The sequence below is a fragment of the Cupriavidus sp. CP313 genome (genome assembly GCF_054072015.1).
Map to the genome: position 1 here is coordinate 1 of NZ_JBSVZB010000002.1, position 26,148 is coordinate 26,148.

Consider the following 26,148-nt stretch of genomic DNA (forward strand, 5'->3'; position numbering starts at 1 on the left):
TGTAACGCGACCTTCCACTTCGCGGTTGCCAGTTCGAGCGACACCGCCAACACCCCCGTGTATGCCTGATCTGTACGCATGATGCTCTCCTATGAGTCAAGCTCGGCAGACTGATTCTAAGCCTTGGCTTGGCAACGGCCTGGATGCTTCATAGGATCTACGGCGCTATACGCTGAACTGTATAGTCGCTTCGGTGGGTTCCTGGCCCGACGCCCCGACTTCAGGCGAAGTCTCTGCACAAGCTAACCGGGCGTGTCCCGCCCTTAGTACATTGATCGCGCCGATCAGATCGGCGTTTGCCTCGAAGCCGCATTCGACACAGGCGAAGCGCTCCTGTGTGCGCCGGTTGTCCGCTGAAACGTGGCCGCAGCACGGGCAAGTGCGGCTGGTGTTCTGCGGCGGCACGGCGATGAGATAGCCGCCGTTCCACGCTAGCTTGTAATCCAGTTGGCGGCGAAACTCGAACCAGCCTTGATCGAGGATGGACTTGTTCAGACCGGACTTGGCTCGAACGTTACTGCCTGGTACTTCGGTTGTGCCTGCCGCCGACCTGGACATCTTCCGCACCTGCAAGTCCTCGATACACACCATCGCGTGGTTTTGGCTGATCGTGGTTGAGCACTTGTGCAGGTAGTCGCGGCGGGCGTTGCCGATGCGGGAGTGAATCTTCTGGACGCGGGCTTTGGCCTTCTTCCAGTTGTTGCTGAATCTGGTCTTGCGGCTCATCGCCCGCTGCGCCTTGCGCAAAGCAATTTCATGCCGCTTGAAACTGTGAAGCGGCGCGATAAACGAACCGTCCGAGAGCGTGGCGAAGCGGGCGATGCCCAGGTCGATACCCAGGTCGATACCCACCGCGCCGCCGTGCGGCACAGGGGTTTCAACCTCGCGCCGCGTCTGAATGCTGACGAACCACTTGCAGCCGCTCTGGCTGACGGTGATGTTGCGCAGCTCGCCCAGCGTTTTCCGGCTATTGCGGTAGCGCAGCCAGCCCAGCTTGGGCAGGAAGAGGCGGCCATTGGCCTGATCGAGCTTGATCTGTTTCGGGTCGGGGTAGCGGAAGCTGTCGCGTTGCCCCTTACGCTTGAAGCGCGGGAAGCCGGCCCGCTTCTCGAAGAAATTCTTGTAGGCTTTTTCGAGATCTTTGAGCGCATGTTGCAGGGGATGGACGGGCGCATCCTTCAGCCAAGCCGTCGCCAAGCAATTGCGCCACGCCGTAAGATGCTTCGTCATCGCGACATAGCCGATGAACTTGCCGCCCGCGTCGTGATTTTCCTTCTGCAACGCCAGCGCTTTGTTGAACACGAAACGGCAAGAGCCAGCGAAGCGGCGCATTTGGCGCTGCTGTTCGCCGGTCGGCATCAGTTCGTACTTGAAGGACTGGATGCGTTGCATGGCCGGAATGATACTCTTGGCCATAAGCAGTGAAAACGATATTCGGCATGGGTGGCGGTGCAGCCATCGAGGTCATCCGCCAATACATCGAGCAGCAGCAGACGCCACACTGAGGCAAAAGCGAGGACGGCTACGCCGTCCTCGCTATCCTTCCCCGCCCTGAAGGGCGAGGTTTGCCGCGCAACTGATCAACGCACCGCAGAACATGGTGTGCCTGGGCACGGAGACCTTCAACGGACGCCAGTTCGCGCGCATCGGCATCCCCGTGACGATCATCGGCTACGCCATGCTGCTGTTCGCAGCCACCTACTGGCGCTGGCTGGGCTGGGGCTGAGGGGGTGCCATCCAGCCGGACAACCCGCGCTGGAGCTGGGTCTGGACTGGCAGAGCGCCGAGGTCGAGGCCTTCATCCGCTACCTGCACGACACGCCGCCGGCGCCGGGCGTCGACCGCGTGTAGTATCCCGGCGAGCATGAAGCCGCGGCGGGGCTCGCGCCATGCCGCACGCGGCTGGCACAATACGTGCCATGAAAAGCCTCTGGTCCGCCTTCATCAAGCTGCTGGTGCTCGCCGTGATCGGCGGCGCGCTGCTGGCCGCCATCGCCATCCTGGCCGCCAACCGGGAGCTGCCGTCGCTCGACGCGCTTACCGCCTTCCGCCATACGCCCGACTACGTGCCCATCGGCAAGATACCGCGCGAGCTGACCGAAGCCGTAGTGGCGATCGAGGATGAGCGCTTCTACGTCCATGACGGCATCGACTACATCGGCGTCGTCCGTGCCGGCGTTGCCAACCTGTCGGACGAGCTGTCGCAGGGGGCATCGACCATCACCATGCAGGTGGCACGCAATTTCTACCTGTCGCGGGACAAGACCTATACCCGCAAGCTGTACGAGGTGCTGCTGTCCTACCGGATCGAAAAGGCGCTGACCAAGGACGAGATCCTGGAGCTGTATATGAACAAGATCTACCTTGGCCAGGGGGCGTACGGCTTTGCCGATGCGGCGCAGACTTACTTTGGCAAGCGGCTGGATCAGTTGACGCTGGCTGAGTGTGCGATGCTGGCTGGGTTGCCCAAGGCGCCTTCGGCTAACAATCCGGTGGCGAATCCCAAACGGGCGCGGCAGCGGCAGGTTTATATCCTGCAGCGGATGCTGGAGCTTGGGAGGATTTCACGGGGGGAGTATGACGGGGCGTTGCTGGAGCCGTTGAGGTTGAGGTGAGGTGGTGTTTCTGCTTGGCGCCATCAACCGCCTGGCACCAAGCCCAACGCCTCCCTCACTCCAACATCGCCCGATGCCGCCCCAGCGCTTCGCGCACGATGTCCAGCAACCCGCTCCCTGCCTCGGCATCCACATGCCCCAGCAACGCCCTGCGCATCCGCGGCTCCCAAAACCGCTTGATATGCCCCGCAATATCCGAGACAGCCTCTTCCCGATCCGGCATGGCCTCGAAGAAGCTGCCGATCTGGTTGGCCATGGTGATGAGGTTGTCGATCTTCATGCCAGACTCGCTTCGTGCTGCAAACGTTGGGGATGGGCGTACACCACGTGCGCGCTGGCGCGTACGAAGCCGGCCAGGGTGATGTTGGCCTGTTCGGCCAGGCGCACGGCCAGCGCCGTCGGTGCGGAGACTGCGGCGAGCACGCCGGCGCCGATGGCGGCGGTCTTCAGCACCATTTCATAGCTCGCGCGGCTGGTCACCAGCACCGCGCCGCTGGAGATGTCCTCGCCGCTGCTGGCGAGCGCGCCCGCCAGCTTGTCCAGCGCGTTGTGGCGGCCCACGTCTTCGCGCACCAGTGATACATGGCCATCGGCACGCAGCCATGCGGCAGCGTGCGTCGCACCCGTGTGTTGCTGCAGCTCCTGTCGCAGTTGCAGTTGCACGAAGGCGGCCTGGATCACGTCGGTATGGAAGCTGGCATCGCTGCGCACCGGTGCCGGCAGGCGCATCACCTGTTCCAGCGATTCGGTGCCGCACAGCCCGCAGCCGGTGCGCCCGGCCAGCGAGCGGCGGCGGTCCTTGAGCCGCATGAAGGCTTCGGAGGCGATCTCCAGCTGCACGGCGATGCCGTGCTCGCGCGTATCGATCTCGATGTCATAGACATCGCTGGCACTGGCAACGATGCCTTCGCTCAGACTGAAGCCGAGTGCGAAGTCTTCCAGGTCGGCCGGCGTGGCCAGCATCACGGCGTGCGAGATGCCGTTGTACACCAGCGCGACCGGCACTTCCTCGGCCACCTCGTCGGGGCTCAGCATCAGTTCGCCGCGGCGCCAGCGGCTGACGGCGAACGTGCTGTGGGTGGCGGGCACGGCGTCTTCCGCCGCGGCCGGATCAACTTCCGGTGACTGCATGCAGCGCATCATGGCGTGGTCCTCCGCTCAGCCTGCGGCCTGCGCCGGGTCGGCGCTGGCGGCTTCCAGCAATTGCAGCTGCTGGGTGTTGAACTCCTGGTACTCCCGCTGCCACGCCGACGGCTGCGCCACCGGCAGCACCTGCACCGCGGTGACCTTGTACTCCGGGCAGTTGGTGGCCCAGTCGGAGTTGTCGGTGGTGATCACATTGGCGCCGGACTCCGGGAAGTGGAAGGTGGTGTAGACCACGCCAGGCTGCATGCGCTCGCTGACGATCGCGCGTAGCACCGTATCCCCCGCCCGGCTCTGCACGCCGACCCAGTCGCCGTCCTTGATGCCGCGCTCCTCGGCATCGTGCGGATGGATCTCCAGCCGGTCCTCGGCATGCCAGTAGACGTTGTCGGTGCGGCGCGTCTGCGCGCCGACGTTGTATTGCGACAGGATGCGGCCGGTGGTCAGGATCAGCGGGAAGGCGCGCGTGATCTTCTCGGTGGTGGGCACGTACTTGGTGATGATGAACTTGCCCTTGCCGCGCACGAAGGCGTCGATATGCATGGTCGGCGTGCCTTCCGGGGCCTCGGCGTTGCACGGCCACTGGATGCTGCCCAGCTGGTCCAGGCGCTTGTAGCTGACACCCGCGAAGGTCGGCGTCAGGCGCGCGATCTCATCCATGATCTCGGACGGATGCTGGTAGTCCATCGGGTAGCCCAGCGCATTGGCCAGCAGGATGGTCGCTTCCCAGTCGGCGTAGCGCGCCTTGGGCGGCATCACCTTGCGCACGCGCGAGATGCGGCGCTCGGCATTGGTGAAGGTACCGTCCTTTTCCAGGAAGGACGAGCCCGGCAGGAACACGTGGGCGTACTTGGCGGTCTCGTTGAGGAAGATGTCCTGCACCACGATGCATTCCATCGACGACAGCGCCTCGGACACGTGCTGCGTATTCGGGTCGGACTGGACGATGTCCTCGCCCTGGCAGTACAGGCCCTTGAAGCTGCCGGCCAGCGCGGCTTCGAACATATTGGGAATGCGCAGGCCCGGCTCGGGGCTGATCTCGACATTCCACGCGGCTTCGAACAGGCCGCGCGTGGTCGAGTCCGACACGTGGCGATAGCCCGGCAGCTCATGCGGGAACGAACCGATATCGCACGAGCCCTGCACGTTGTTCTGCCCGCGCAGCGGGTTCACGCCCACGCCTTCGCGGCCGATATTGCCGGTGGCCATGGCGAGGTTGGCAATGCCCATCACGGTGGTGGAGCCTTGCGCATGCTCGGTCACGCCCAGGCCGTAGTAGATCGCTGCGTTGCCGCCGGTGGCGTACAGGCGCGCGGCGCCGCGCAGTTGTTCTGCCGGAATGCCGGTGACGCTTTCCATGGCCTCGGGCGAGTTCTCCGCCAACGAGACGAAATCGCGCCATTGCTGGAAGGCACGGTCCTCGCAGCGCTCGGCGATGAAGGCTTCGTGGAGCAGGCCTTCGGTGACGATGACGTGGGCCAGCGAGGTCACCAGTGCCACGTTGGTTCCCGGGCGCAGTTGCAGGTGATAGTCGGCACGGATATGCGGCGAGTCGACCAGGTCGATGCGGCGCGGATCGACCACGATCAGCCTGGCGCCGGCCCGCAGGCGCTTCTTCATGCGCGAGGCAAAGACCGGGTGGCCGTCGGTCGGGTTGGCGCCGATCACCATGATCACGTCGGCCTTCTCCACCGACTTGAAGGTCTGCGTGCCGGCCGATTCGCCCAGGGTCTGCTTCAGGCCATAGCCGGTCGGAGAATGGCACACGCGCGCGCAGGTGTCGACGTTGTTGTTGCCGAAGGCGGCGCGCACCAGCTTCTGCACCAGATAGCCTTCTTCGTTGGTGCAGCGCGACGACACGATGCCGCCGATGGAATCCTTGCCGTGCCTGGACTGGATGCGCTTGAACTCCGATGCCGCATAGTCGATCGCCTCTTCCCACGACACCTCGCGCCACGGATCGGTGATCTTCGCGCGGATCATCGGCTTGAGGATGCGGTCCTTGTGCGTGGCGTAGCCCCAGGCAAAGCGGCCCTTGACGCAGGCGTGGCCTTCATTGGCCTTGCCGTCCTTGTACGGCACCATGCGCACCACTTCATTGCCCTTCATCTCGGCCTTGAACGAACAGCCCACGCCGCAATAGGCACAGGTGGTCACGGTGCTGTGCGAGGGCTGGCCGAACTTGATGACAGAGGTCTCGGTCAGCGTCGCGGTCGGGCAGGCCTGCACGCAGGCGCCGCACGAGACGCAGTCCGATTCCATGAACGACTGGCTGGTGCCAGGCGAGACGCGGGAATCGAAGCCGCGGCCGCTGATGGTCAGTGCGAAGGTGCCCTGCGTTTCCTCGCAGGCGCGCACGCAGCGGTTGCAGACGATGCACTTGGAGGGGTCGTAGGTGAAGTAAGGATTGGATTCGTCCTTCTTCATCTGCGTGTGCGTCGCGATCGGCGCAGCTTCCGGGCCGCCGTCGTTGTAGCGCACTTCACGCAAACCCACCACGCCGGCCATGTCCTGCAGTTCGCAGTTGCCGTTGGTCGGGCAGGTCAGGCAATCGAGCGGGTGGTCGGAGATATAGAGCTCCATCACGCCGCGGCGCAGGTCGGCCAGCTTGTCGCTCTGGGTCTTGACCTTCATGCCGGCTTCGACCGGCGTGGTGCACGATGCCGGATAGCCGCGGCGCCCTTCGATCTCGACCAGGCACAGCCGGCAGGAGCCGAAGGCTTCGAGGCTGTCAGTGGCGCACAGCTTGGGGACGGCGATCTGCGCTTCCATCGCGGCGCGCATCACGGAGGTGCCGGCGGGCACGGTGACGCTGACGCCATCGACCTCCAGGGTGACCAGTTCGGTGGATGGGCTGGCGGGCGTGCCGAAATCGATCTCGTTGCGGGCGTTCATGGCGGTTTGTCTCCCGTGTCTCTGCTGGACCTGGCTCAGGCGGCCTTGGCTGGGTTGGAGGCGAGGCCGAAGTCCTCGGGGAATTCATTCAGCGCGGACAACACCGGGTACGGCGTCATGCCGCCCATCGCGCACAGCGAGCCGTTGAGCATGGTGTCGCACAGATCGCGCACCAGCGCGACGTGCTTGATCGGCTGCTCGCCGGCGATGATGCGGTCCATCACTTCGACCCCGCGGGTCGAGCCGATCCGGCACGGGGTGCACTTGCCGCACGATTCGATCGCGCAGAACTCCATCGCGTAGCGGGCCTGCTTTGCCATGTCGACGGTTTCATCGAACACCACGATGCCGCCGTGGCCGACCACGCCGCCAAAGGCGGCATAGGCTTCATAGTCCAGCGGCACGTCGAAGCGCGACTCGGGCAGGTAGGCGCCCAGCGGGCCGCCCACCTGCACCGCGCGGATGGCGCGCCCGCTGCGGGTGCCGCCACCGTAGTCGACCAGCAGCTCGCGCAGCGTGACGCCGAACGCCTTCTCCACCAGCCCGCCCCGCTTGATGTTGCCGGCCAGCTGGAACGGCAGCGTGCCGCGCGAACGGCCCATGCCGTAGTCGCGGTAGTACTGCGCACCGCGCGCCAGGATCACCGGCACGGTGGCCAGCGAGATCACGTTGTTGATCACGGTGGGCTTGCCGAACAGCCCCTGCAGCGCCGGCAGCGGCGGCTTGGCGCGCACCACGCCGCGCCGTCCCTCCAGGCTTTCCAGCAGCGCGGTTTCCTCGCCGCAGACATAGGCGCCGGCGCCCTTGCGCACTTCCAGGTGGAAGCGCTTGCCGCTGCCGCGGATATCGTCGCCGAGCCAGCCGGCGGCGTTGGCGATGCCGATCGCGCTTTCCAGCACGGCAATCGCATGCGGGTATTCGGAACGGCAGTAGATGTAGCCCTGCTCCGCACCCACCGCCAGGGCGGCAATGGTCATGCCTTCGATCAGCATGAACGGGTCGTCTTCCATCACCATGCGGTCGGAGAACGTGCCCGAGTCGCCTTCGTCGGCATTGCAGACGATGTACTTGACCGCGGACTGCGCGCCCAGCACGGTCTTCCACTTGATGCCGGTCGGGAACGCTGCGCCGCCGCGGCCGCGCAGGCCGGAATCGGTGACCTCCTGCACGATCTCGGCGGGCTGCATCGCCAGCGCGCGCTCCAGGCCGGCGAAGCCCTCATGCGCGCGGTAGTCGTCCAGCGACAGCGGATCGGTGATGCCGACGCGGGCGAAGGTCAGGCGCTCCTGCTGCTTCAGGAAGGGGATTTCTTCGGTCACGCCCTGCGACAGCGCGTGCTCGCCGCCTTGCAGCAGGCCAGCGTCGAACAATTCCGGCACGTCTGCGGCGCTGACCGGGCCATAGGCCACGCGGCCGGCTCCGGTCTGCACCTCGACCAGCGGCTCCATCCAGAACATGCCGCGCGAGCCATTGCGCACAATGCGCACGTGCTCGTTGCGCGCGGCGGCTTCGCGCGCGATGGCGCGGGCCACGTCGTCGGCGCCCAGTGCCAGCGCGGTGGAATCGCGCGGCACGAAGATGGTGGTGATCGTGATCATGCCTGTGCCTCCGCGGCTTCCGTGGTCTTTTCCGCGGACGACTCGCGCAGCGAGCGCACCAGCGCGTCGAAGCGCCTGGCATCGACATAGCCGTGCAGCTGCTCGCCGACCATCACGGCCGGGCCGCAGGCGCACTGGCCCAGGCAATAAACCGGCTCCAGCGTCACCTGCCCGTCCGCGCTGGTTTCATGGAAGCCGCAACCAAGTGCTCGCTGCGCATGCTCGGCCAGCGCTTCGGCACCGACTGACTGGCAGGCTTCGGCGCGGCAGACCTGCACCACATGGCGGCCGGCCGGCTGCTGGCGGAAGTGGTGGTAGAAGGTGATCACGCCATGTACCTCGGCGCGCGACAGGTTCAGCGCGCGGGCGATGACGGGCACGGCGGCGTCTGGGATATAGCCCTGTGTGTCCTGGATCTCATGCAGGATCGGCAGCAAGGCGCCCGGCATGTCCTGGCGTGCCGCCACGATGGCGGCGATGCGCGTGGCATCGGCGGATGCCGCTGCGTGGGGGGCAATTTCTGGCATAGCGTCTCCTGTGAGGCGTCGCACAGATCAGCAGCGCGGCCCCTTATATGCTATTTTTTTCCTATTTACGGGCTGTGACGTCGCCGTTTTTCCCGTTGGAAGGACTATATGAGAGTGACAGCGCCCCTTCAATAAGCTATTTTCTACATATGATCCGCATCTCGATCCACCCGCACCTGCAGATCCGGGACGACGCCAGCCCCGGTGGCGAGGCCCTGGACGTGTCCCGGCTGGTGGCACTGCTCGGTCATATCGAGGAATCCGGCAGCATCAGCCACTCGGCACAGGCGGTATCGCTGTCCTACCGCTACGCCTGGGGCATCCTGCGCGATGCCGAGGCGCTGTTCGGCGGCCCGCTGATCGACAAGACCCGCGGGCGCGGCAGCGCGCTGACGCCGCTGGCGCAGCAACTGGTGTGGGCCAGCAAGCGGATCGGCGCGCGGCTGTCGCCGACGCTGGACAGCCTGGCGTCCGAGCTGGAGATCGAGTTGAAGAAGCTGATGGACCAGCCCGAAGCCACGGCGCGGCTGCATGCCAGCCACGGCTTCGCGGTGGCGGCGCTGCGCGACTTCCTCGACGAGCAGCAGGTGCGGCACGACCTGAAGTACTGCGGCAGCGTCGAGGCCGTGGCGGCCCTGGCCGAAGGCGCCTGCGATATCGCCGGCTTCCATGTGCCGGTGGGCGAGTTCGAGCACGGCATGTGGCGGCATTTCACCACCTGGCTCAAGCCGGACACCCACTGCCTGGTGCACCTGGCGGTACGCAGCCAGGGGCTGTTCGTGCGGCCGGGCAACCCGCTTGGCATCCTCACGCTGGAAGACCTGACCCGGCGCGAGGTGCGCTTCGTCAACCGCCAGGTGGGCTCGGGCACGCGGCTGCTGCTGGACCTGATGCTGGCCGCGCGCGGCATCGACACGGCCCGCATCGAAGGCTACAGCAATGGCGAGTTCACCCACGCCGCGGTGGCCGCGTATATCGGCAGCGGCATGGCGGACGTGGGCTTTGGCGTGGAAACCGCGGCGCGGCGCTTCGGGCTGGCGTTCGTGCCAGTGATCAAAGAGCGCTACTTCTTTGCGATCGAGCGCGCCAAGCTGCGCAGCGTGGCACTGGCCGGCGCGGTGGACGCGCTCACCAGCGAAGCCTTCCGCCAGCGCGTCAATGCACTGCCCGGCTACGACGGCACGCTGACCGGCACCGTGCTCACCTTGAAGGAAGCCTTCCCGGACTACGGCGCCACGCCGCAGCGCCAGCGCTAGCGCTTGAGCAACGACAAGCGGTCAGGATGGTCGGCCCACTGCTCGTGGCCGGGGATTGGCCCCTTGGCTTTCAACAGTGGCAGCCAGTCCGCGCACCGCGACAGTTCAGCATTGAGGGCAATGAAGTGGCGCTGGTCCTCGGGCAGGTCATGCTCCGAGTAGATCGCGCCGACCGGGCACAGCGGTACGCACATCGAGCAATCGATGCACTGGTCGGGGTCGATGGCGAGGAAGTTGGGCCCTTCGTGGAAGCACGACATCGGGCAGACTTCGACGCAATCAGTATGGCGGCACTGGATGCAGGCATCCGTCACGACAAAGGTCATGGGGCAGTTGCGGTACGGCAGGTGATGACCGCGTCATCGTAGCGTCTCGCCCGTGGGCGCGGGGCGCACCCCATTGTGCGACTCCTTCAAATCCGCTGAAGGCACGCTAAAGCCTGCCCCCACGACCAGCAATGAGGGCACGCACCATCGAAGTCAGCCATCCGGCGACGACCAGCGCGGCGCCCGCAAGTGCCACCCAGAGTCCATGGCGGAAGATCATCGGCATTTCGCCACCGGAATCGCCCGCCGCCCCCAATCCGATCACCACGCATAGCGCGCCGGCCAGCAGCAGTCCCGCAGCGATCCGCCACAGCCAGCGGGTTCGCCTGGCGGCGAAGGCATTGATGCCGGCGGCAGCCAGCAGGCACAGATAAACAATTAGCAGGATCGCAACCATCATGTCGTTCTTTATCCCGTTGGACAGACGCCCGGAAGGACAAATTCCAGCGGTGTCGCGACGGGAACAGGTGCCTCAATCAGCGGGGGATGCTAAGCGGATCGCAGTCAGCACTTGCAGTCTGATCAAGATCGGGACGCGCACTCTCATCCCTTGACAAAGGTTAACAATAGGCCTGGGGAATTACCGCCGCTGCAGCGGATATCCAGCGTGTAGCCGCCCGCGGCATCCGGTTCGAAGCTGCGCAGCAGCGAACCGACCGCGCCAAAGGCCGCGTCGCTGCAGTCGCCTCGCCGAGGACATCGGCCAGCAGGATACGCTCACGACAAAGTACCGAAATCTCGCAACTCCTCGATACCGAATTGTTATCGAGTCGCGAGAAAAATGGTAATGGATTAATCGCTGAGCGCTTCTTAAAGTTGCACGGACAGAAGGCAATCGCCCTCTCGTTCTCCCAACTTCATCGCACCAAGGAATCAGCATGGATCCCACCCCTCAGGAAATGGAAGCCACCCGCATCGCGCGCTGGGGCAAGGTCGAACCTTACGGTGAGACCTTCATCGAAAGCCGCCTGCCCGGCATGAAGAAGAACATCTACAAGATCATGAACCGCGGAGTGCTCGAGAACAAAGGCGTCGAGCCGGCGATTCCGGGTAACCACCGCTTCGGCGTGACCTTTATCGAAATCCCGGTCGGGCAAGGCGCCAGCCTGCACGCGCACAAGACCGAGGAAGTGTTCTGCCCGTTGAATGGCCAGATGGAAGTCATCTGGGGCGAGAAGGGCCAGTACTCGCTGATGCTGAACCAGTGGGATGTGATCTCCTGCCCGATCGGCGTGATGAGAGGCTTCCGCAACCCTAACGACCACGCCCTGGTCGTGTACTCGGTGGTCGGCGGCACCGACGAGGAGTGCGGCCGCATCGCCTGGCACCCGGACGTGGTGAGGGCAGCCGAGGCCACCGGTCTTGTCTACGGCGAGGACGGCTACATCAAGGAAACGGAAGCGGACAAGGCGGAGCACCGCGCCGCAGACTGACGACGGCCGCCGCGACCCGTACGAGCGGGCAACGAGGAGACAACCATGACACTGAACGTGATCGTGGTGCCGAGCCAGAGCAGCATTGTCAGCCTTTCGGCGCTGATCGAGGCCGCCCGCAAGCGCCCGGGCGGGCTCACCTACTCGACGCCCGGCAATGGCAACAGCGTCCATCTGGGCGGCGTACTACTGTGGCAGCGCGCAGGCATCGGTCTCCTGCACGTACCCTACAACGGCGCCGCGCCGGCGGTTCAAGCGGTGCTCAGCGGCCAGGTCGACTGCGGGTTGACCGCGCTTCCGGCCGCCAAGGCCCATATCGCCGCAGGGTCGCTCAGGGTGCTTGCGGTCGGTAGCCTTCGGCCCCTCTCCTCGCCAAGCAACAACCACCCTTTCAATCATCAGGAGCCCGACCATCATGACATCTGCTTCCGCAGAAAGCGCGCTCGCGCCATCCGCGTCGAACGCGCAATCGATTCCCGCCACCCCCGAGGCACTGCTGGACGCCGTGCTCAAAGCGAATTCGGGGACGCACGACCCGCGCACCAGAACCATTCTTGATGCGCTCATCCGGCATGCGCACGCGTTCGCGTCAGAGGTTCAGCTGACCTATGAGGAACTCCACCACGGCCTGGACTTCATGGTCCGCATCGGCCAGGCCACCGGACCGAAGAAGCACGAGGGCATCTTGCTGGCGGATATTCTCGGGCTTGCCACGCTGGTGCTTCTGATGGATGCCAAGGCCGTGCTTGCAGCCGGCGGCACCGAGCCCGCGCTGATCGGCCCGTTCTGGCGTGCGAACCAGCCGATTCGCCCCAACGGAGCCCACATCGCAACCCCGGACACCACGGGCGATCCGCTGTTGGTCCAGGGACGCGTCGTGTCGATCGACGGCACGCCGATCGCCGGCGCGCGCGTGGAGACGTGGCAGGCGGCGCCGAGCGGCCTGTACGAGAACCAGGACGAACACCAGGAGGACATGAACCTGCGTGCCGCGTTCGAGACCGATGCCGACGGGCGCTTCTGGTTCGAGAGCGTGCGGCCCTCAGGCTATGGCGTCCCGATCGACGGCCCCTGCGGCGACCTCCTGGCCCTGCAGAACCGCGACCACATGCGCCCGGCCCATCTTCACTTCATCGCCATCGCGCCAGGGCACAAGGTGCTGACCACGCAGATCTTCGATGCCCTGGATCCCTATGCCTTCAGTGACGCGGCTTTTGGCGCCGTCGGCTCGCTGCTGCGCGATTTTGAGCCGGTCGATGCCGGCGGCTTCCGTCTCGATGTCGAACTGAAACTCGAACCGGGGGAGACACGTCTGCCAAAACCGCCCTTGCCATGAACTTTTTTCGACGCACGGAGATTTTGACCATGCCCGCCCGCCGCCCTGCAACTTAGCGCCAAGGCCGCGGGCCATGACGTACCCGCTCCGGAGATCATTCAGGCCACGCGACCGCCAGCATTGGATGTCCACGCAGTCGTGGAAGTGCTGGCTGTCGCCAGTCCGGCGCCATGCGCGGACGCGGCGGTCCGCCCCAGCTTGTTCTTCCGGCGTCATGACCAAACGGCATCGCTCGATGCCGTTTGGCAAGAACCCCGGCCGACTCAGGGCACCAGCACGAAACGCTGGCGCGCGCCCCTGGCCTGCGCGGCCCACACTTGCCCGACATCCTCCAGCGGCACGGTGACGATATCGATTTCCATGCGCCCTGCCGCGGTATGCCGGCATAGCTCGGCATAGGCCTGCGCCTGTACCTCGACGGGAGCGTGGTAGTAGGCAAAGCCCATGATGTCGAAGCACGCCTTGCGCGCCGCGGCGCCGGCAAAGGTAATGGCGGGCGCCACCGTGGTGCCGATATGGACCAGCCGCCCGCCGTGGCCAAGCGCCAGCAGCGCGGCCTCTGCCGGCGCGCCGCACAGGTAGTCCAGCACGATATCGACATTGCCGTCGGCCGCGTTGCGGTAGGCGTCGAGCAGGTCGCCGGGCTGGTCAAGCAGCACCACCGCATCCGCGCCAAGCCGGCGTGCGCGCTGCAGCGCCTGCACGTCGCGCCCTGCCGCGATCACGCGGCCGGCGCCCAGCAGCTTGGCCGCGGCCACCGCCAGCAATCCCGAGATACCGGTCGCGCCGAGCACGAGCACGGTCTCGCCCGGCTGCATGCGCGCCCGCCACGACAGCGGCAGCCATGCCGCCAGGCCGGCGTTGCCGAGCGCGGCAGCGCGTTCGTCATCGATGCCGTCCGGCACCGGGAAGGTCAGCGCCGGATCCACCAGCGCGCGCTGCGCCATCGAGCCGAACGGCGCGACCGGTGCGTTGACGTTGAAGTAGACCCGTTGACCATCCGCAAGGCGCCCCACGCCCTCGCGCCCGACGACAAAGCTGCCCGCCGCCGGCTTGATGTAGTGCCGGCCCTCGGCAATGGCCATATCCAGCCGCGACAGCGCCGCGGCGCCTACGTCGACCACCACCTGCCCGCCCGCGGGGGTGGGATCGTCAAACTCCTGGTACACCGGCGCCCTGCCGGCGAGCGAAACCGCTCCTTTCATGTGCGTCTCCTTGTCCTTGATGTCCTTCTGGTCCGGGTCGATCTGCGACTTGGCACCGCCTTGTCGGCAGATTACAATGCAATCGATTGCACGACAAACGCGAAGCGGGCCGGCATCGAGGCCGATTCTAGGAACGGCCGCGGCCCGGCGTCCAATCCACCTTTTGACGGCATCCCGATAACCAGAAGGTATGGCGAGCAGCCTGCCGCACATGGCACGACAGCGATGAGCAAACCCACCATCAAGCAGATCGCCGAGGCACTGGACGTCCATCCGTCGACCGTGTCGCGCGTGCTCAACCCCGAGACCCGCCACCGCATCGGCGACGAGCTGGTGGCGCGCGTGCTCAAGGCGGCACAAGACCTGCACTACTCGCCCAACCGCATTGCGGCGGCACTGCGCACGCGGCGCTCAGGCACCATCGGCGTGGTGGTGCCCGACATCGGCAGCCCGGTGTTCCCGCCGATCGTGCTGGGCATCGAGAACGCCCTGTCCCGGCATCGCTATATCCCGATCGTCGCCAATGCCGGCGGCGACAAGGCGCGCCAGACCTATATCGTCGACCAGCTGCTGGCGCGCCAGGTGGATGGCCTGATCCTGGCCACCGCCGAGCGCAACGACCCCGTGGTGGCGCACTGCCTGGCGCAGGGCGTGCCCATTGTGATGGTCAACCGCAGCGACGATGCGGGGCGCGTGTCGAGCGTGGTCGGCGACAACCGCCAGGCGATGGCGCTGGCCGTCGGCCACCTGCACGCGCTGGGCCACCGCCGCATCGGGCATATTGCCGGGCCATCCGGCCTGTCGACCGGGCATGAACGTGAGGCGGGCTTCCTGCAGGCCGTGGCGGACCTGGGCCTGTCTGCGTCCCAATGCCCGGTGGTGCATGCGCCGGCCTATACGGAACACGCCGGCCAGGCCGCGTGCACGCAGCTGCTGTCGCGGCGGCAGCGCATCACCGCGGTCGTGGCCGCCAATGATTTCCTGGCGCTCGGCTGCTATGCGGCCGTGCGGGCAGCGGGTGGCAGCTGTCCGTCGGACCTGTCCGTGGTCGGCCATAACGACATGCTGCTGATGCACGCGGTGTCGCCGGCACTGACCACCATCCGCGTGCCGTTCTACGAGATGGGCACGCGCGCTGCGGCGCTGATGCTGGGCGCCCTCGACGGCAGCATCGCCACCACGGCGCGGACCCTGCTGACGCCCGAGCTGGTGGTGCGGGCATCAACCCGGCCCCTGTAAGGCGGCGCCGTATGGCTCCGCATTTTTTTGTGCTCTATCGTGCAATCGATTGCACGTTCCGGCGACTACCCTGAGGCATGACGATGGATCTCCGACAGCTTCGCTATTTCAAGGTGCTGGCCACGCTGCAGCACTTCGGCCGCGCCTCGGCAGCGCTGCATATCGCGCAGCCCGCGCTGAGCCGGCAGATCCGGCTGCTCGAGGAAGAGCTGGGCGTGCGGCTGCTGGAACGCCATGTGCGCGGCGCCACGCCCACGCCGGAGGGCCTGGTGCTGCTGGACCGCGCGTCCTTCCTGCTGCGCTATGCCGACCAGGTCAAGGTCGACATCGCCGACCTGGCGGCCTCGCCGCGCGGGCTGGTGGCGCTGGGACTGACCCCGGCGCTGGCGCCGCTGCTGTTTATCCCGCTGGCCGAAGCGCTGCGCCAGCGCTATCCGGAAATCCGGCTGCGGCTGGTGGAGAACTTTGCGCCCGCGCTACAGGATGCGCTGCTGCAAGGCACGCTCGACGTCGGGCTGCTGAGCGGGCCGGTGTCGAGCCCCGGGGTCTCGCTGGTGCCGCTGGTTGCTGAAAGCCTGTGCGCGATCGGCCTCTGGGGCGATGCGTCGCTGGGGGATGGGCCGGTGGACATTGAACAGCTGCAGCGCCTGCCGCTGATCCTGACCGGCGTGCCCAAGTCTGGCGTGCGCCTTGCGCTGGAAGCGCTGGCGGCACGCCAGGGGCTGGAGCTGCAAGTCACGATGGAGGTCGAATCGATCGAGGTGGCCAGGCGCCTGGTGGCGCGCGGGTTCGGCTGGACCGTGCACTTTGCCGCGGCGATACGCGACGAGCTGCAGGCGCAGCGTCTGCAGGCCTTGCCGATTCGTGGGCTGGAGTTGCATCGGATGATCGGCTATGCAGCCGCGCGGCCGCCGTCGCGGGCTACGCTGGCTGTGATGGAAACGCTCAGGAGTGTTGCCAGGGAGTTGGCGGTTGATGGGAATTGGCCAAATAGTCGGCTGTCGGGGGAGATCTTGGATAGTTAGTCCGGGACGCTCTTGGCGGGCGTGGTTGCTTGGCTTGTTGCCGTGCGGTCGGGTGTCGCTCTTGGCAGGCGTGGGCTGTTTCGCCGGCGTAGCCGGCGACTTACTTCTTGTCCAAGCCCTCCATGTCAGGATTGTTGTCGCCCCGCCAAGAACGACACCCGACCGCATGACGCCAAGCCAAACAGCCCCCTAAAAGACGTGCTTAACCCCCACCATAGTCCCAAACTGCGACCCACCCGCCCTGGGATTAGACCCCGCCGCCCCCGCACTGACTGACTGGGCAAGCTGCCCCCCGTTATCGATAAACCCAGCCGTGGCATAGACCGAAGTCCGCTTGGAAAAGGCATAGGCACCACGCACCGCATACAGCATGGCCTTGTTGGCGCTGTCATGGAATTTGAGGTAATAGACCTGCCCGGCCAGCGTGAAAGCCGGAGTGATGTCATAGGCCATGCCGCCATACCAGAGCTCGCTGCGCGGCGTCGCGCTGCCTTCGTTGTCGCGGCGGATCACGCCCACGCCCAGCTTGGCGCGCGACAACAGCACGTAGCCGCTCAGCGACAGGCGATCATCGGTCAGCGACTTGTTGCCAAGCCCGCCGAATGCGCCCGGCCCGCCGCGCAGCGAATCATAGGCAGCGGTGACGCCCCAGCCCTTGTGCTCATACTGGATCAGCGCCGACCATTCCCGGCAGGCAGACTTGCTGGCAGGGTTCTCGCCCGCGCAATTGGTGCCGGCCGGGCTGGGGCCGGCGTTGACCGCATCGCGCCCGAAGCTATAGGTGGCGCCGACGGTCAGCCCGCCGAAGGTGCCCTTGTAGGCCACCGCATTGTCGGCACGCGTATTCGGCAAGTAGCTGTCGAGCGACGCCGCGCCGTACACGTTGGGACCGAGGATGTCCGAGTCCAGGTTGGCCCAGAACAGCATGGTGTACTGCCGCCCCAGCGACAACTGGCCCCACTTGCCGCTCAGCCCCACCAGCGCCTGCCGCCCAAACAGCCGTCCGCCCTGGTTGGCACCGCCGGTATCCGGGGCGAAGCCGGACTCCAGCACGAACACGCTCTTGAGCCCGCCGCCCAGGTCCTCGGTGCCGCGCAGGCCCCAACGCGACGGCACGGTGCCGGTGAGCGTCGGCATGCGCACCAGGCTGTCGCCGCCCGCGCCGACCTTGTTCACGTATTCCACGCCGGTATCGATCACGCCGTACATCGTCACGGACTGCGCCGCCGCCAGCGTGGGGATCGCCGCAAGCAACGCGGCGGCCATGGTTCCGATCTTCATTTGCTGTCTCCTCCGTGGGTCTTTCTTGTCGTTGTGGTGGTACGCGGCCGCCGCCCTATGCAGCCGTGGTGCTGTAGCGCTGGTGAATGTTGTTGAGGCTCCGGTAGGCCCCGGCAAACTCCCGCAGCTCCAGCGACAAGGCCAGGTAGCGGCGCCGGTATGGCTCGGCGAAATGCGCGGTCAAGGTATCGAACAAGGCGCTGACGGTGCGCTCGAGCACGTCCTGCGAGCGCCCCGGCGCTACCGCCAGCGTCACGTGCACGAAGGCATCGTCGCTGCTGCCGTCGGCCATGCGGTAAGACTCCAGGCAAAGCGCGCGCGCACGGATGCCGCCCAGCGGAAACGCGCCGTCCTGCGCGATCAGGACCGCGCTCAGTCCGGCCAGCAAGGCATCGATGCGCGCAACCGGCGCGAGGTTGTGGGTGTATTCGACGATCAGGTGCGGCATGCCGTGTTCCCTCCGGTGCGCTTGCGGCGCCGCTGGCTAGCGCGCCTTGCGCGCGGCAAAGCCGCCGTCGGCATGGACCACCTTGCCGTCGACCATCGTCAGCACCGAACGGATGCGGTGGATGTCTTCAACGGGGACGGTCAGGTAGGGCTTGTCGAGCACTGCCAGGTCGGCCAGCTTGCCGGCCTCCAGCGAGCCGCGCGAGGCCTCGTCGAATGAAATCCACGCGGCATTGGCGGTGTACAGCCGCAGCGCCTCCAGCCGCGACAGCCGGAAGTCCTCCTTGCGCCGGACTTCCTTGCCGATCGAATAGCCGCCGACGTGGAACTCCAGCGCGCGCCAGACGCCGGGGATGCCGATGCGCGTGGCATCCGTGCCGCCCGCCACCTTCAGCCCGTGCTGCAAGGCCAGGCGCACGGGCGGCGCGGCCTCTGCCACATGGTGGTCGTTGGCGTGGCCGATGGCGCCGGCCTCGAAGTACGGCCCCATCTGCACCGTGTAGGAAAGCCCAAGCGCCTTCATGCGCCGGAACGTCTCCGGCTTGCCGGTATTCAGGTGGGCCATGGCCCAGCGCAGCTTGCCCAGGTCATGGCGCTTGCCCACCTCCTCGAAGACATCGAGGATCGCGCTGGCGGCATCGTCGGTATAGGCGTGGATCTCGACCGGATAGCCGCGGCTGGCGGCAAACGTTGCCACCTTGAGCAGTTCCTCGCGGTCCTTCGCCGACGGCTGGAAACCAGGTCCCATCTTCACGCCGTCGTCCATGCCGAACACCAGCATCTCGCCCGGGCCGAGGAAGCGCAGCTTGCCGTCGCCCAGGCGCGGCGGCAGGTAGGCCAGCGTATTGCGGAACCATTCGGCCTCGTTGCCAGCGACCATGGTCGGGATGCGATAGCCGACCCGCAGCGACAGGCTGTCCTCGCGCCACAACGCGTACAGCGGATCGTAGGCCGGGCCCGGTCCCGCGGTGGGGTCGATCAGCGCGGTGACGCCCAGGCTGTTGAGGCGGCTGAAAAAGGACTGCAGGCTGGCCTTGGCGTCGACCTGGCTCTGCGCCAGGATGCGGCCGAACAGCGCAGACAGCGGCCGGATCGCGCCGAAGATCCGGCCGGTGGGGCGCCCTTCGCGGTCGCGCTCCACGCGGATGCCCGGCGGCAGCGCATCCGGCTGGTCGAGCTTGAGCAGCTCGATCGCCCTGGCGTTGACCAGCGCGTAGTCGTACAGGTACTGCACATAGGCGGGATTGTCAGGCAGCAGCGCGGTCAGCTCGGCAGGGGTCGGCGCGCGCTTCTCGGTGAACTGGTCGGGGTGCCAGGAACCAGTCACGGCCACCCATTTGCCGGGGCCGCGCGCCAGCGCGGTCTTGCGCAGCTGCTCCAGCCCCGCGGCCAGGCTGGTGGTCTCGCCTTCGTACCAGTAGGTCTCGAAGGCATAGCTCTGGCCGCCGCGAATGGCGTGGATATGGGTGTCGATCAGGCCGGGGATGACCGTGCGCCCGCCCAGGTCGATCACCTCCGTGCGCGGGCCGGCCAGGCGCCGGATATCCTGGTTGGCCCCCACCGCAGCAATGCGGTCGCCGCGGATGGCAAGGGCCTGCGCCACTGTGTCCGTGGCGTTCATGGTGAGTACCGTGCCGTTGACCAGGATCCGGTCGGCGTGCGCGCCGGCCTGCGCCAGCGCCCCCGAAGCCGCCGTCAGGCAGCCGACAGCCATGGCATGCGCCAGGGCCCGTGCAATGCAACGCATATCGATGTTCCCTTCGTGCAGGATAGGTGGCGCCCGGGCACCCGGGCGCCGGGGCGGCGTTACTGGCCCGGCTGTGCGCCCGAGCGCTTGACGATGGGCTCGAGCTTGGCGATGTCGGCGACGATCAGCTTGTCGAAGGCAGCCGGCGTCGAGGGCTTGGCCTCGGCGCCTTGCGCAATCAGCTTCTCCTTGGTCGCCGGCGCGCTGAGCGCCTGCAGCATCGCCGTGTTCAGGCGGGCGACGACATCCTTGGGCGTGCCCGCGGGCGCCAGCACCCCGAACCAGGCATCGAAGACATAGCCCGGCACGCCCGCCTCGGCGATGGTGGGCACGTCCGGCAGCGACGGCACCCGCGCCGCCGTGGCCACGCCCAGGATGCGCAGCTTGCCGTCCTTGACGAACTGCAGCGCGGTGATGGACGGCGCGAAGAACATGTCGACGCGCCCGCTCATCACATCGGTGATCGCCGCCGGCGCGCCCTTGTACGGGATATGCCGGGTCTGCACGCCCGCGGTCACGTCGAACAGCTCGCCGCTCAGGTGCGAAGAGCTGCCGCTGCCCGCCGAGCTGTAAGTGACGGAATCCGGCTTGGCGCGCGCAGCCGCCAGCAGGTCCTTGAGCGTGCGGTAGGGACTGGATGCGCTGACCACCAGCAGGTAGGGCATGGTCGCCACCGTGGAGATGCCCTTCAGGTCGCGGGTGGTGTCGTACGGCAGCTTGGGATAGAGCGTGGGATTGACCGCATGCCCGGCGGAGGTCAGCAGCAGCGTGTAGCCGTCCGCGGGCGCCTTGGCCACCACCGCGGTGCCGATGGTCCCACCCGCGCCGGGGCGGTTGTCGACGACGATCTGCATATTCGAGCTGGTGCCGATCTCGGCGCTGACGATGCGCGCAAGCAGGTCGGTGGCGCTGCCAGCCGCAAACGGCACGATCATGCGGATCGGCTTGTCGGGATACGCTTCAGCTTGCGCTGCGCCGTGCAGCAGCGGCAGGCAGAGCGCGGTGGCAAGCGCCGCGCGCAGGATGTTCTGGAATGTCATGGGGGACTCCTGGAATCTTGGGGATGACCTGGCTCGGGGACGTACTCAGAAGACGTGGCGCATGCCCAGCGCAAAGGTCTGCGGATCGGCGCCGGCGGAGATGCCCAGCTCATTGATCGCAAAGTCGTAGGTGGCGTTCTTCTTGTTGAAGATGCGGCTGTAGAAACCAAACACCGAGGTGCGCTTGGACAGCGGGTACTCATAACCGAGCGTGGCCTGGACCGCGCCGGTATCAGGCCCGCTGCGGAAGAAGCCGACGGTCTCGGTAGCGTTGCCGCGGCCATTGCCCGCAATGCCGACGCCGGCGCGCAGGCTGCCCGTCCATAGCTGCTGTACCACCGACGCGTAGTAGGCATCGCGCTTCAGGTCGCCGGTGGCGGTGCGGTAGTGCAGCCGCTCATAGATGGCCGAGACCTTGGTGGTCGGGAACTGGTAGGACAGCCCGATCTTCATGCCTTCGTCGTCGCGTCCCGCGGTCTGGTAATTGTTGTGGCGCTCATAGGCCAGCACGACATTGAGCGGGCCGTTGTCATAGGCCCCCGCGAACGACCACAGGCTGGGGTTGCGCGGCACCGTATTGCGCTCTTCGTTGACCCCCCAGGTCACGCCGCCGCTGAAGCCATTCCATTTCGGGCTGCGGTAGTGCACGCTGTTCTTCTGGCGGCGATCGAAGGCGCTGGTGTCCTGGACATTGTCGGAGGTCGGGGTCGAGCCATTGCCGATCAGCGCCATGTAGCCGGCCGTGGTCGGATAGAACGGATCGTAGGACGAGGTGGCTTCCAGGTAGGGCGTGGTCCAGTTGCCCATGAAGAAGCTGCCGGCCGAACCGGCCAGGCCGACGCGCGTATTGCGCCCGGCAAGCTGGCCGCTGCCGGTATCCAGCGAAATCGAACTTTCGATCTGCCAGATCGCCTTGAGGCTGCCATACAGCGATTCCTCGCCACGCATGCCGAAGACCGAGCGGTTGTTGGTCAGCCGGCCGGTGCCGCCCAGCCTGGTGCCGTCGGACGCCGTCGACGCATCGGAATACTCCATCGACGTATTCAGCCGGCCATAGAGCGTGACGTTGCTCTGTGCGGAAGCGGCGGTGCAGCAGGCCGCAAGCGCCGCAAAGGTGGCGCCCGCAAAGGGGTTCTTCATATTGTCTCCAGTGTCTTGCGCCTGTCCGAATCGATACGGGATGCCTGCCCCGCCCTGTGCACGAAACTGCGGGCAACAACGACCCCTGCCCCATTTACGGCATCAGCATCTGGTGGATTCTTGGTGGCGCTTTCTTGTGCGGCGGATTCACGCGTGAATTCAGCGTGAGGTGATTCTAGAAATGGCGAATCACAGCGTCCATTCGCATTTTCTTTTCGTCACCATACCGATTTGTTATCGGATTACCGGGCCCGCGCCACGCTTTGCCAACGCCGCAGGAGCGGGCGCTGGCTGGCCTGAGCATAGGCACTCGGGGGCGTTCCTGGTAGCGGGTGTGGCTGTGCCACTGCGTTCCAGGCATAGGACGCTGGACGCCGGAAGCCGTGCGCAACACAGCGCACTCCCTGGCGCGGCCGCAGGCGTTTATGCCCGCTGGCCGCGCTCAGGCAGCGGGCTGCTCGGTCAGCTGCCGAATCAACGCACGTGTGGCCGCCGTGATCGCCTTGCCGCGGCGCGTGCCGATGCGCACGTTGCGGGTAGCCCACGGCTCGGCGATCTGCAGCAAGGTCGAGCGCGCACTGGCCTCGATCGGCACCATGCACTCGGGCACGATGGTCACGCCAAGGCCTGCTTCCACCAGGCTGCGCGCCTCTTCGGTACCGTTAATCGTAAACTTTGGATGCACGACCTGGCCGATCGCCCGCGCGGCGCGGTTGACGTCGGACATCAGCGTGGTGTTCGGCAGCATCGCAATGAAGGGCTCGCGAATCAGGTCGGCGAATGCCACGTCGGGCTGCTCGCCAAGCGGATGGCCACGCGGCACCAGCGCGACGAGACGGTCAATACGATAGGGAATACTGTCCAGTGGCTCATCGTCGATATCCGGACTGGCGATATACACGGCCAGGTCGGCATCACCCGCCACCACCGCACGCACGAGACTGGTATTGGCGTCCTGCCGCAGTTCAACCTCGACCAGCGGGAAGTTGCGAGAGAACTCGCCAATCTCGCGCGCGAGATACTGGATGATGACCGCTCCCGTGGTGCCTACCGTGACATGGCCACGAACGCCTTCGGAGAATTCGCCGAGCTCGCGGCGCATGTCTTCCAGGTTCTCGAACAGCAGGCGCAGATGGCGCGCCAGGACTTCGCCGGCCGCGCTCGGCACCGCGCCGTTGGGATTGCGCTCGAAGAGCTGCACGCCGGCAATGTCTTCAAGATCCTGGATGCGTTTTGTTGCTGCGGACGCGGCAATGTTCTCGCGAATGGCGGCGCGCCGGATCTGGCGTTCTTCCACCACGGTCAGGAACAGCCGCAGGGTAAACAGGTCGACCCGCCGGGTCAGGCCATGCACGCTCAGCGTGCTCATTGTGTCTCCTTCACTCGGGGAACCGGTCTGTCGCCGGCCCGCGCGTCGCACTCATGCTGCATTGCGCCACGGACATCATCGCTGCCAACAGCGCGAACTGCGAAGCACAAGGCAAGTATAGCGTGAGGCTTAGGAAGCCTTGATGCCCGCGTGACGCAAGCGAGCCTGGGCGCAATCGCGACGGCGGCACGCCGTCCGTTCAATGTACGGGACGGGACGTCGCCCCGGATTGACTCACCGGCTGCCAGCGCGGATTCTGATCACTATATCCAGGCATGTCGCCATTGACCGGGCGAAGTCTTCGACACCTTTCCAGGGAATGCTCCATTGACTACCATCCGACCCGACTCCAGTTCGCCGACCCACTGCCCTGCGCTTGAGCAGGCAGTGGTTCGCCTGGTCCAGGACCTGACCTTCGATCAGCTTGACGGCCCGGCGCATGCAGGCGTGAGCCGGCTGATGCGCGACCAGCTTGCGCTGCAGATCGGCACGGCACAGATGCCCTGGTCGCGCCAGGTGTTGTCCTTCGCCACCGCGCAGCAACGCCCCGGCCGCAGCCGGGTAGCCGCCAGCACAGCCACCATGAGTGCCGCGGATGCCGCATTCGTCAACGCGGCCTATGGACATGGCTTCGAGTACGACGACGCCCACGGGGCCAGCGCCAGTCATCCCGGCAGTTGCGTGATCCCCGCCGCGCTCGCGATCGGCGAGGAACTGGGATCGAGCCTCGAGGAGGTCATCACCGCGATCGTGGCCGGCTACGAGGTCTACACCCGCATCGGCGTGCTGGCAGCGCCTGACCTGCTGAGGCGCGGTTTTCACCCCCACGCCGTGCTGTCCAGCTTCGGGGCCGCGGCGGTCTCGGCCAGGCTGCGCAAGTTCGATGCCGAGACCACCCTGCACGCACTCTCCATCGCGCTGAGCCATGCAGCCGGCACCACCGAGTACACCTCTACCGGCGGCTCGGTCAAGCGGGTGCACGCCGGCATCGGCACCCGCAACGGCATGGTCGCCGCCGATATGGCGCAGGCCGGCATCACGGGGCCGCGTGCCTTCCTGAGCGGCAACAAGGGGTTTTTCCGCACCCTCCTGCAGCGCGCTCCTGCCGAACGGGCAGAGGCGCGGTTCAGGCTCGACCAGCCCTTCGAGATCGGCACGGTCTGGCTCAAGGCGTACTGCGCCTGCTATTGCACCCATGCGTATATCGACGCGATCCGCCCGTTCGCGCCGCGCCGCGCCGAGATTGCCGACATCCAGGCCCGCATCCAGCCCGCCTTCAATGTGGTGGTCGGCACCGCCAATGCCAACGCGTACGAGCCGAAGAACATCGAACACGTCCAGTTCAGCCTGCCAACGCAGATGGCATTCGCGCTGCTCGGCATGGGCAATGGCTACAAGGTGCACCGCGACTACCTGGACGGCAGGATCGACATGGCCCCCGTGGCCGAAGTGGCACGCGGCATCGGCATCACCGAAGCGCCGGAACTCGAACAGCGCTACCCGGGCAAGTTTGTCGCGGATGTCACCGTGACCTTCCGCAATGGCACGTCCGAGCACGTGTTCGTTGAAGACCCGATCGGCTCACTGGCGAATCCCATGTCGGAAGCCGAGCAGGACGCGAAGTTCATGGAGCTGACGTCTGGCGTGCTGGGCAAAGGCCGTGCGCAAACGCTTCTGGCCACGCTCAGGAAGTTGGATCCACACACCAGGGCCGCGGACCTGATGGCGTTGACGCACTAGGCAAGGCGCCGATTCGACCGGAATTCCGCGGGTCGGCCGCTTCAGGATTATCAGGAGACAAGCCATGCAGCAGCACCCCGTCAGCAGCCAGCCCGGCAGCGATGTCGACACCCTCAACAGATTGATGTCCGAGCGCTTTACGTGCCGGGCCTACCTGGCCAGGCCTGTGCCCGACGCGGTGATCCGGAGCATCGTCAACGTTGCGAAGAAAAGCGCCTCGTGGTGCAACGTCCAACCCTGGCACGTGGTCATCGGCTCTGTGGAGACCACGGAGGGGTTTCGCAAGGCACTGGTCGAGGAAGCCACCAACGCGCCCGAGGTCGATTCTGACCTGCCGTTCCCGGAGGCGTATTGCGGCGTCCACGCGCAGCGCAGGCAGGAAACGGGTTACCGGCTCTATGAAGCGCTGGGCATTGAGCGCCACGACCGCGAGCGCCGCGCCAGCCAGAGTTTTGAGAACTTCAGGATGTTCGGCGCGCCGCACGTGGCAATCGTCACGATGGCTGCGGATCTCGGGCCATACGCGGCAGTCGATTGCGGCGGGTTTATCGCTTCATTCCTGCTGGCCGCGCACGCGCACGGTGTTGCCACGACACCGCAGGCGGCACTGGCGCGCCATGCCAGGTTCGTGCGCTCGCACTTCGGCATCGGCGACGACCGGAAGATGATCTGTGCCATTTCGTTTGGCCACGCCGACCCCGGTCACGCAGCGAACAGCTTCAGGACGAGCCGGGCGCCCGACGAAGAAATCATGCGCCTGGTGTAGGCGCCGATCTTGCCAGAGGA

At 66.2% G+C, this 26,148-nt stretch carries 24 protein-coding genes and 1 pseudogene; 10 read left to right on the forward strand and 15 right to left on the reverse strand.

What is annotated here, in order from left to right; all coding sequences use genetic code 11:
- Positions 1-165: 165 nt before the first annotated feature.
- Positions 166-1,392: an RNA-guided endonuclease InsQ/TnpB family protein gene (locus ACW4E8_RS02230; RefSeq protein ID WP_456803033.1), complete on the reverse strand. Its 1,227-nt coding sequence runs from the start codon at positions 1,390-1,392 to the stop codon at positions 166-168.
- A 187-nt stretch (positions 1,393-1,579) separates the two neighbouring features.
- Between ACW4E8_RS02230 and ACW4E8_RS02235 the strand changes: the two are divergent.
- Both ACW4E8_RS02235 and ACW4E8_RS02240 read left to right on the forward strand, forming a co-directional pair.
- A pseudogene (locus ACW4E8_RS02235) lies at positions 1,580-1,726 on the forward strand (anion permease); the annotation flags it as partial.
- A gap of 193 nt (positions 1,727-1,919) precedes the next feature.
- A complete protein-coding gene (locus ACW4E8_RS02240) occupies positions 1,920-2,615 on the forward strand; it encodes a transglycosylase domain-containing protein (RefSeq protein WP_456803034.1) in 696 nt (231 codons plus the stop codon).
- Positions 2,616-2,670: 55 nt separating this feature from the next.
- Here the strand turns inward: ACW4E8_RS02240 and ACW4E8_RS02245 are convergent, their stop codons facing one another.
- The 5 genes from ACW4E8_RS02245 to ACW4E8_RS02265 are packed head-to-tail and all read right to left on the reverse strand — an operon-like array spanning position 2,671 to position 8,778.
- A complete protein-coding gene (locus ACW4E8_RS02245; protein WP_456803035.1) occupies positions 2,671-2,895 on the reverse strand; it encodes a formate dehydrogenase subunit delta in 225 nt (74 codons plus the stop codon).
- Complete coding sequence (gene fdhD, locus ACW4E8_RS02250) at positions 2,892-3,758, reverse strand: formate dehydrogenase accessory sulfurtransferase FdhD (RefSeq protein ID WP_456803036.1); 867 nt, start codon at positions 3,756-3,758, stop codon at positions 2,892-2,894. The genes ACW4E8_RS02245 and fdhD overlap by 4 nt, the downstream gene beginning before the upstream one ends.
- Positions 3,759-3,773: 15 nt before the next feature.
- Positions 3,774-6,653 (reverse strand): formate dehydrogenase subunit alpha, encoded by a 2,880-nt coding sequence (fdhF, locus tag ACW4E8_RS02255; protein ID WP_456803037.1) that lies wholly within the window; start codon positions 6,651-6,653, stop codon positions 3,774-3,776.
- A 35-nt stretch (positions 6,654-6,688) separates the two neighbouring features.
- Positions 6,689-8,251, reverse strand: coding sequence for a formate dehydrogenase beta subunit (locus ACW4E8_RS02260; RefSeq protein WP_456803038.1), 1,563 nt, complete (start codon positions 8,249-8,251; stop codon positions 6,689-6,691).
- Positions 8,248-8,778, reverse strand: a complete 531-nt coding sequence (locus ACW4E8_RS02265) for a formate dehydrogenase subunit gamma (RefSeq protein ID WP_456803039.1) — start codon at positions 8,776-8,778, stop codon at positions 8,248-8,250. The genes ACW4E8_RS02260 and ACW4E8_RS02265 overlap by 4 nt, the downstream gene beginning before the upstream one ends.
- 149 nt (positions 8,779-8,927) lie before the next feature.
- Here ACW4E8_RS02265 and ACW4E8_RS02270 point away from each other — a divergent pair, with 149 nt between their 5' ends.
- Complete coding sequence (locus ACW4E8_RS02270; RefSeq protein ID WP_456803040.1) at positions 8,928-10,034, forward strand: substrate-binding domain-containing protein; 1,107 nt, start codon at positions 8,928-8,930, stop codon at positions 10,032-10,034.
- Here the strand turns inward: ACW4E8_RS02270 and fdxA are convergent.
- On the reverse strand, positions 10,031-10,360 hold the full coding sequence (fdxA, locus tag ACW4E8_RS02275; RefSeq protein ID WP_456803041.1) for a ferredoxin FdxA: 330 nt from the start codon (positions 10,358-10,360) through the stop codon (positions 10,031-10,033). The genes ACW4E8_RS02270 and fdxA overlap by 4 nt on opposite strands.
- Before the next feature lie 106 nt (positions 10,361-10,466).
- Entirely contained in the window at positions 10,467-10,760 is a 294-nt protein-coding gene (locus tag ACW4E8_RS02280) for a hypothetical protein (RefSeq protein WP_456803042.1), read from the reverse strand.
- Between the two features lie 478 nt (positions 10,761-11,238).
- Between ACW4E8_RS02280 and ACW4E8_RS02285 the strand changes: the two genes are divergently transcribed.
- From ACW4E8_RS02285 to ACW4E8_RS02295, 3 genes are read left to right on the forward strand one after another with little or no spacing between them, the layout of a single operon-like run.
- Positions 11,239-11,793: a cupin gene (locus ACW4E8_RS02285; RefSeq protein WP_456803043.1), complete on the forward strand. Its 555-nt coding sequence runs from the start codon at positions 11,239-11,241 to the stop codon at positions 11,791-11,793.
- Between the two features lie 45 nt (positions 11,794-11,838).
- Positions 11,839-12,351: a tripartite tricarboxylate transporter substrate-binding protein gene (locus tag ACW4E8_RS02290; RefSeq protein ID WP_456803044.1), complete on the forward strand. Its 513-nt coding sequence runs from the start codon at positions 11,839-11,841 to the stop codon at positions 12,349-12,351.
- On the forward strand, positions 12,299-13,129 hold the full coding sequence (locus tag ACW4E8_RS02295) for a dioxygenase family protein (RefSeq protein ID WP_456803402.1): 831 nt from the start codon (positions 12,299-12,301) through the stop codon (positions 13,127-13,129). Before ACW4E8_RS02290 ends, ACW4E8_RS02295 begins: the two co-directional genes overlap by 53 nt.
- Positions 13,130-13,392: 263 nt before the next feature.
- Here ACW4E8_RS02295 and ACW4E8_RS02300 read toward each other — a convergent pair whose 3' ends face one another.
- The gene (locus ACW4E8_RS02300; protein ID WP_456803045.1) at positions 13,393-14,334 is read right to left on the reverse strand and encodes a zinc-binding dehydrogenase; all 942 of its coding nucleotides are present in this window, start codon (positions 14,332-14,334) and stop codon (positions 13,393-13,395) included.
- A gap of 225 nt (positions 14,335-14,559) precedes the next feature.
- Here ACW4E8_RS02300 and ACW4E8_RS02305 point away from each other — a divergent pair, with 225 nt between their 5' ends.
- Positions 14,560-15,573 carry a LacI family DNA-binding transcriptional regulator gene (locus ACW4E8_RS02305; protein ID WP_456803046.1) on the forward strand — a complete coding sequence of 338 codons (1,014 nt, stop codon included), beginning with the start codon at positions 14,560-14,562 and terminating at the stop codon, positions 15,571-15,573.
- An 83-nt stretch (positions 15,574-15,656) separates the two neighbouring features.
- A complete protein-coding gene (locus tag ACW4E8_RS02310) occupies positions 15,657-16,598 on the forward strand; it encodes a LysR substrate-binding domain-containing protein (RefSeq protein ID WP_456803047.1) in 942 nt (313 codons plus the stop codon).
- A gap of 189 nt (positions 16,599-16,787) precedes the next feature.
- Here the strand turns inward: ACW4E8_RS02310 and ACW4E8_RS02315 are convergent, their stop codons facing one another.
- The 6 genes from ACW4E8_RS02315 to ACW4E8_RS02340 all read right to left on the reverse strand — a co-directional run bounded on the left by ACW4E8_RS02315 (position 16,788) and on the right by ACW4E8_RS02340 (position 23,622).
- On the reverse strand, positions 16,788-17,879 hold the full coding sequence (locus ACW4E8_RS02315) for a porin (protein ID WP_456803048.1): 1,092 nt from the start codon (positions 17,877-17,879) through the stop codon (positions 16,788-16,790).
- 55 nt (positions 17,880-17,934) lie between these two features.
- Positions 17,935-18,327, reverse strand: a complete 393-nt coding sequence (locus ACW4E8_RS02320; RefSeq protein ID WP_456803049.1) for a 5-carboxymethyl-2-hydroxymuconate Delta-isomerase — start codon at positions 18,325-18,327, stop codon at positions 17,935-17,937.
- A gap of 36 nt (positions 18,328-18,363) precedes the next feature.
- A complete protein-coding gene (locus ACW4E8_RS02325; RefSeq protein ID WP_456803050.1) occupies positions 18,364-20,040 on the reverse strand; it encodes an amidohydrolase in 1,677 nt (558 codons plus the stop codon).
- Between the two features lie 92 nt (positions 20,041-20,132).
- Positions 20,133-21,113: a tripartite tricarboxylate transporter substrate binding protein gene (locus tag ACW4E8_RS02330; RefSeq protein WP_456803051.1), complete on the reverse strand. Its 981-nt coding sequence runs from the start codon at positions 21,111-21,113 to the stop codon at positions 20,133-20,135.
- A gap of 45 nt (positions 21,114-21,158) precedes the next feature.
- Positions 21,159-22,253 carry a porin gene (locus ACW4E8_RS02335; RefSeq protein WP_456803052.1) on the reverse strand — a complete coding sequence of 365 codons (1,095 nt, stop codon included), beginning with the start codon at positions 22,251-22,253 and terminating at the stop codon, positions 21,159-21,161.
- Between the two features lie 442 nt (positions 22,254-22,695).
- Positions 22,696-23,622, reverse strand: a complete 927-nt coding sequence (locus ACW4E8_RS02340; protein WP_456803053.1) for a LysR substrate-binding domain-containing protein — start codon at positions 23,620-23,622, stop codon at positions 22,696-22,698.
- A gap of 327 nt (positions 23,623-23,949) precedes the next feature.
- Between ACW4E8_RS02340 and ACW4E8_RS02345 the strand changes: the two genes are divergently transcribed.
- Positions 23,950-25,362 carry an MmgE/PrpD family protein gene (locus tag ACW4E8_RS02345; protein WP_456803054.1) on the forward strand — a complete coding sequence of 471 codons (1,413 nt, stop codon included), beginning with the start codon at positions 23,950-23,952 and terminating at the stop codon, positions 25,360-25,362.
- Positions 25,363-25,426: 64 nt separating this feature from the next.
- Complete coding sequence (locus tag ACW4E8_RS02350) at positions 25,427-26,128, forward strand: nitroreductase (protein ID WP_456803055.1); 702 nt, start codon at positions 25,427-25,429, stop codon at positions 26,126-26,128.
- Positions 26,129-26,148: the final 20 nt, after the last annotated feature.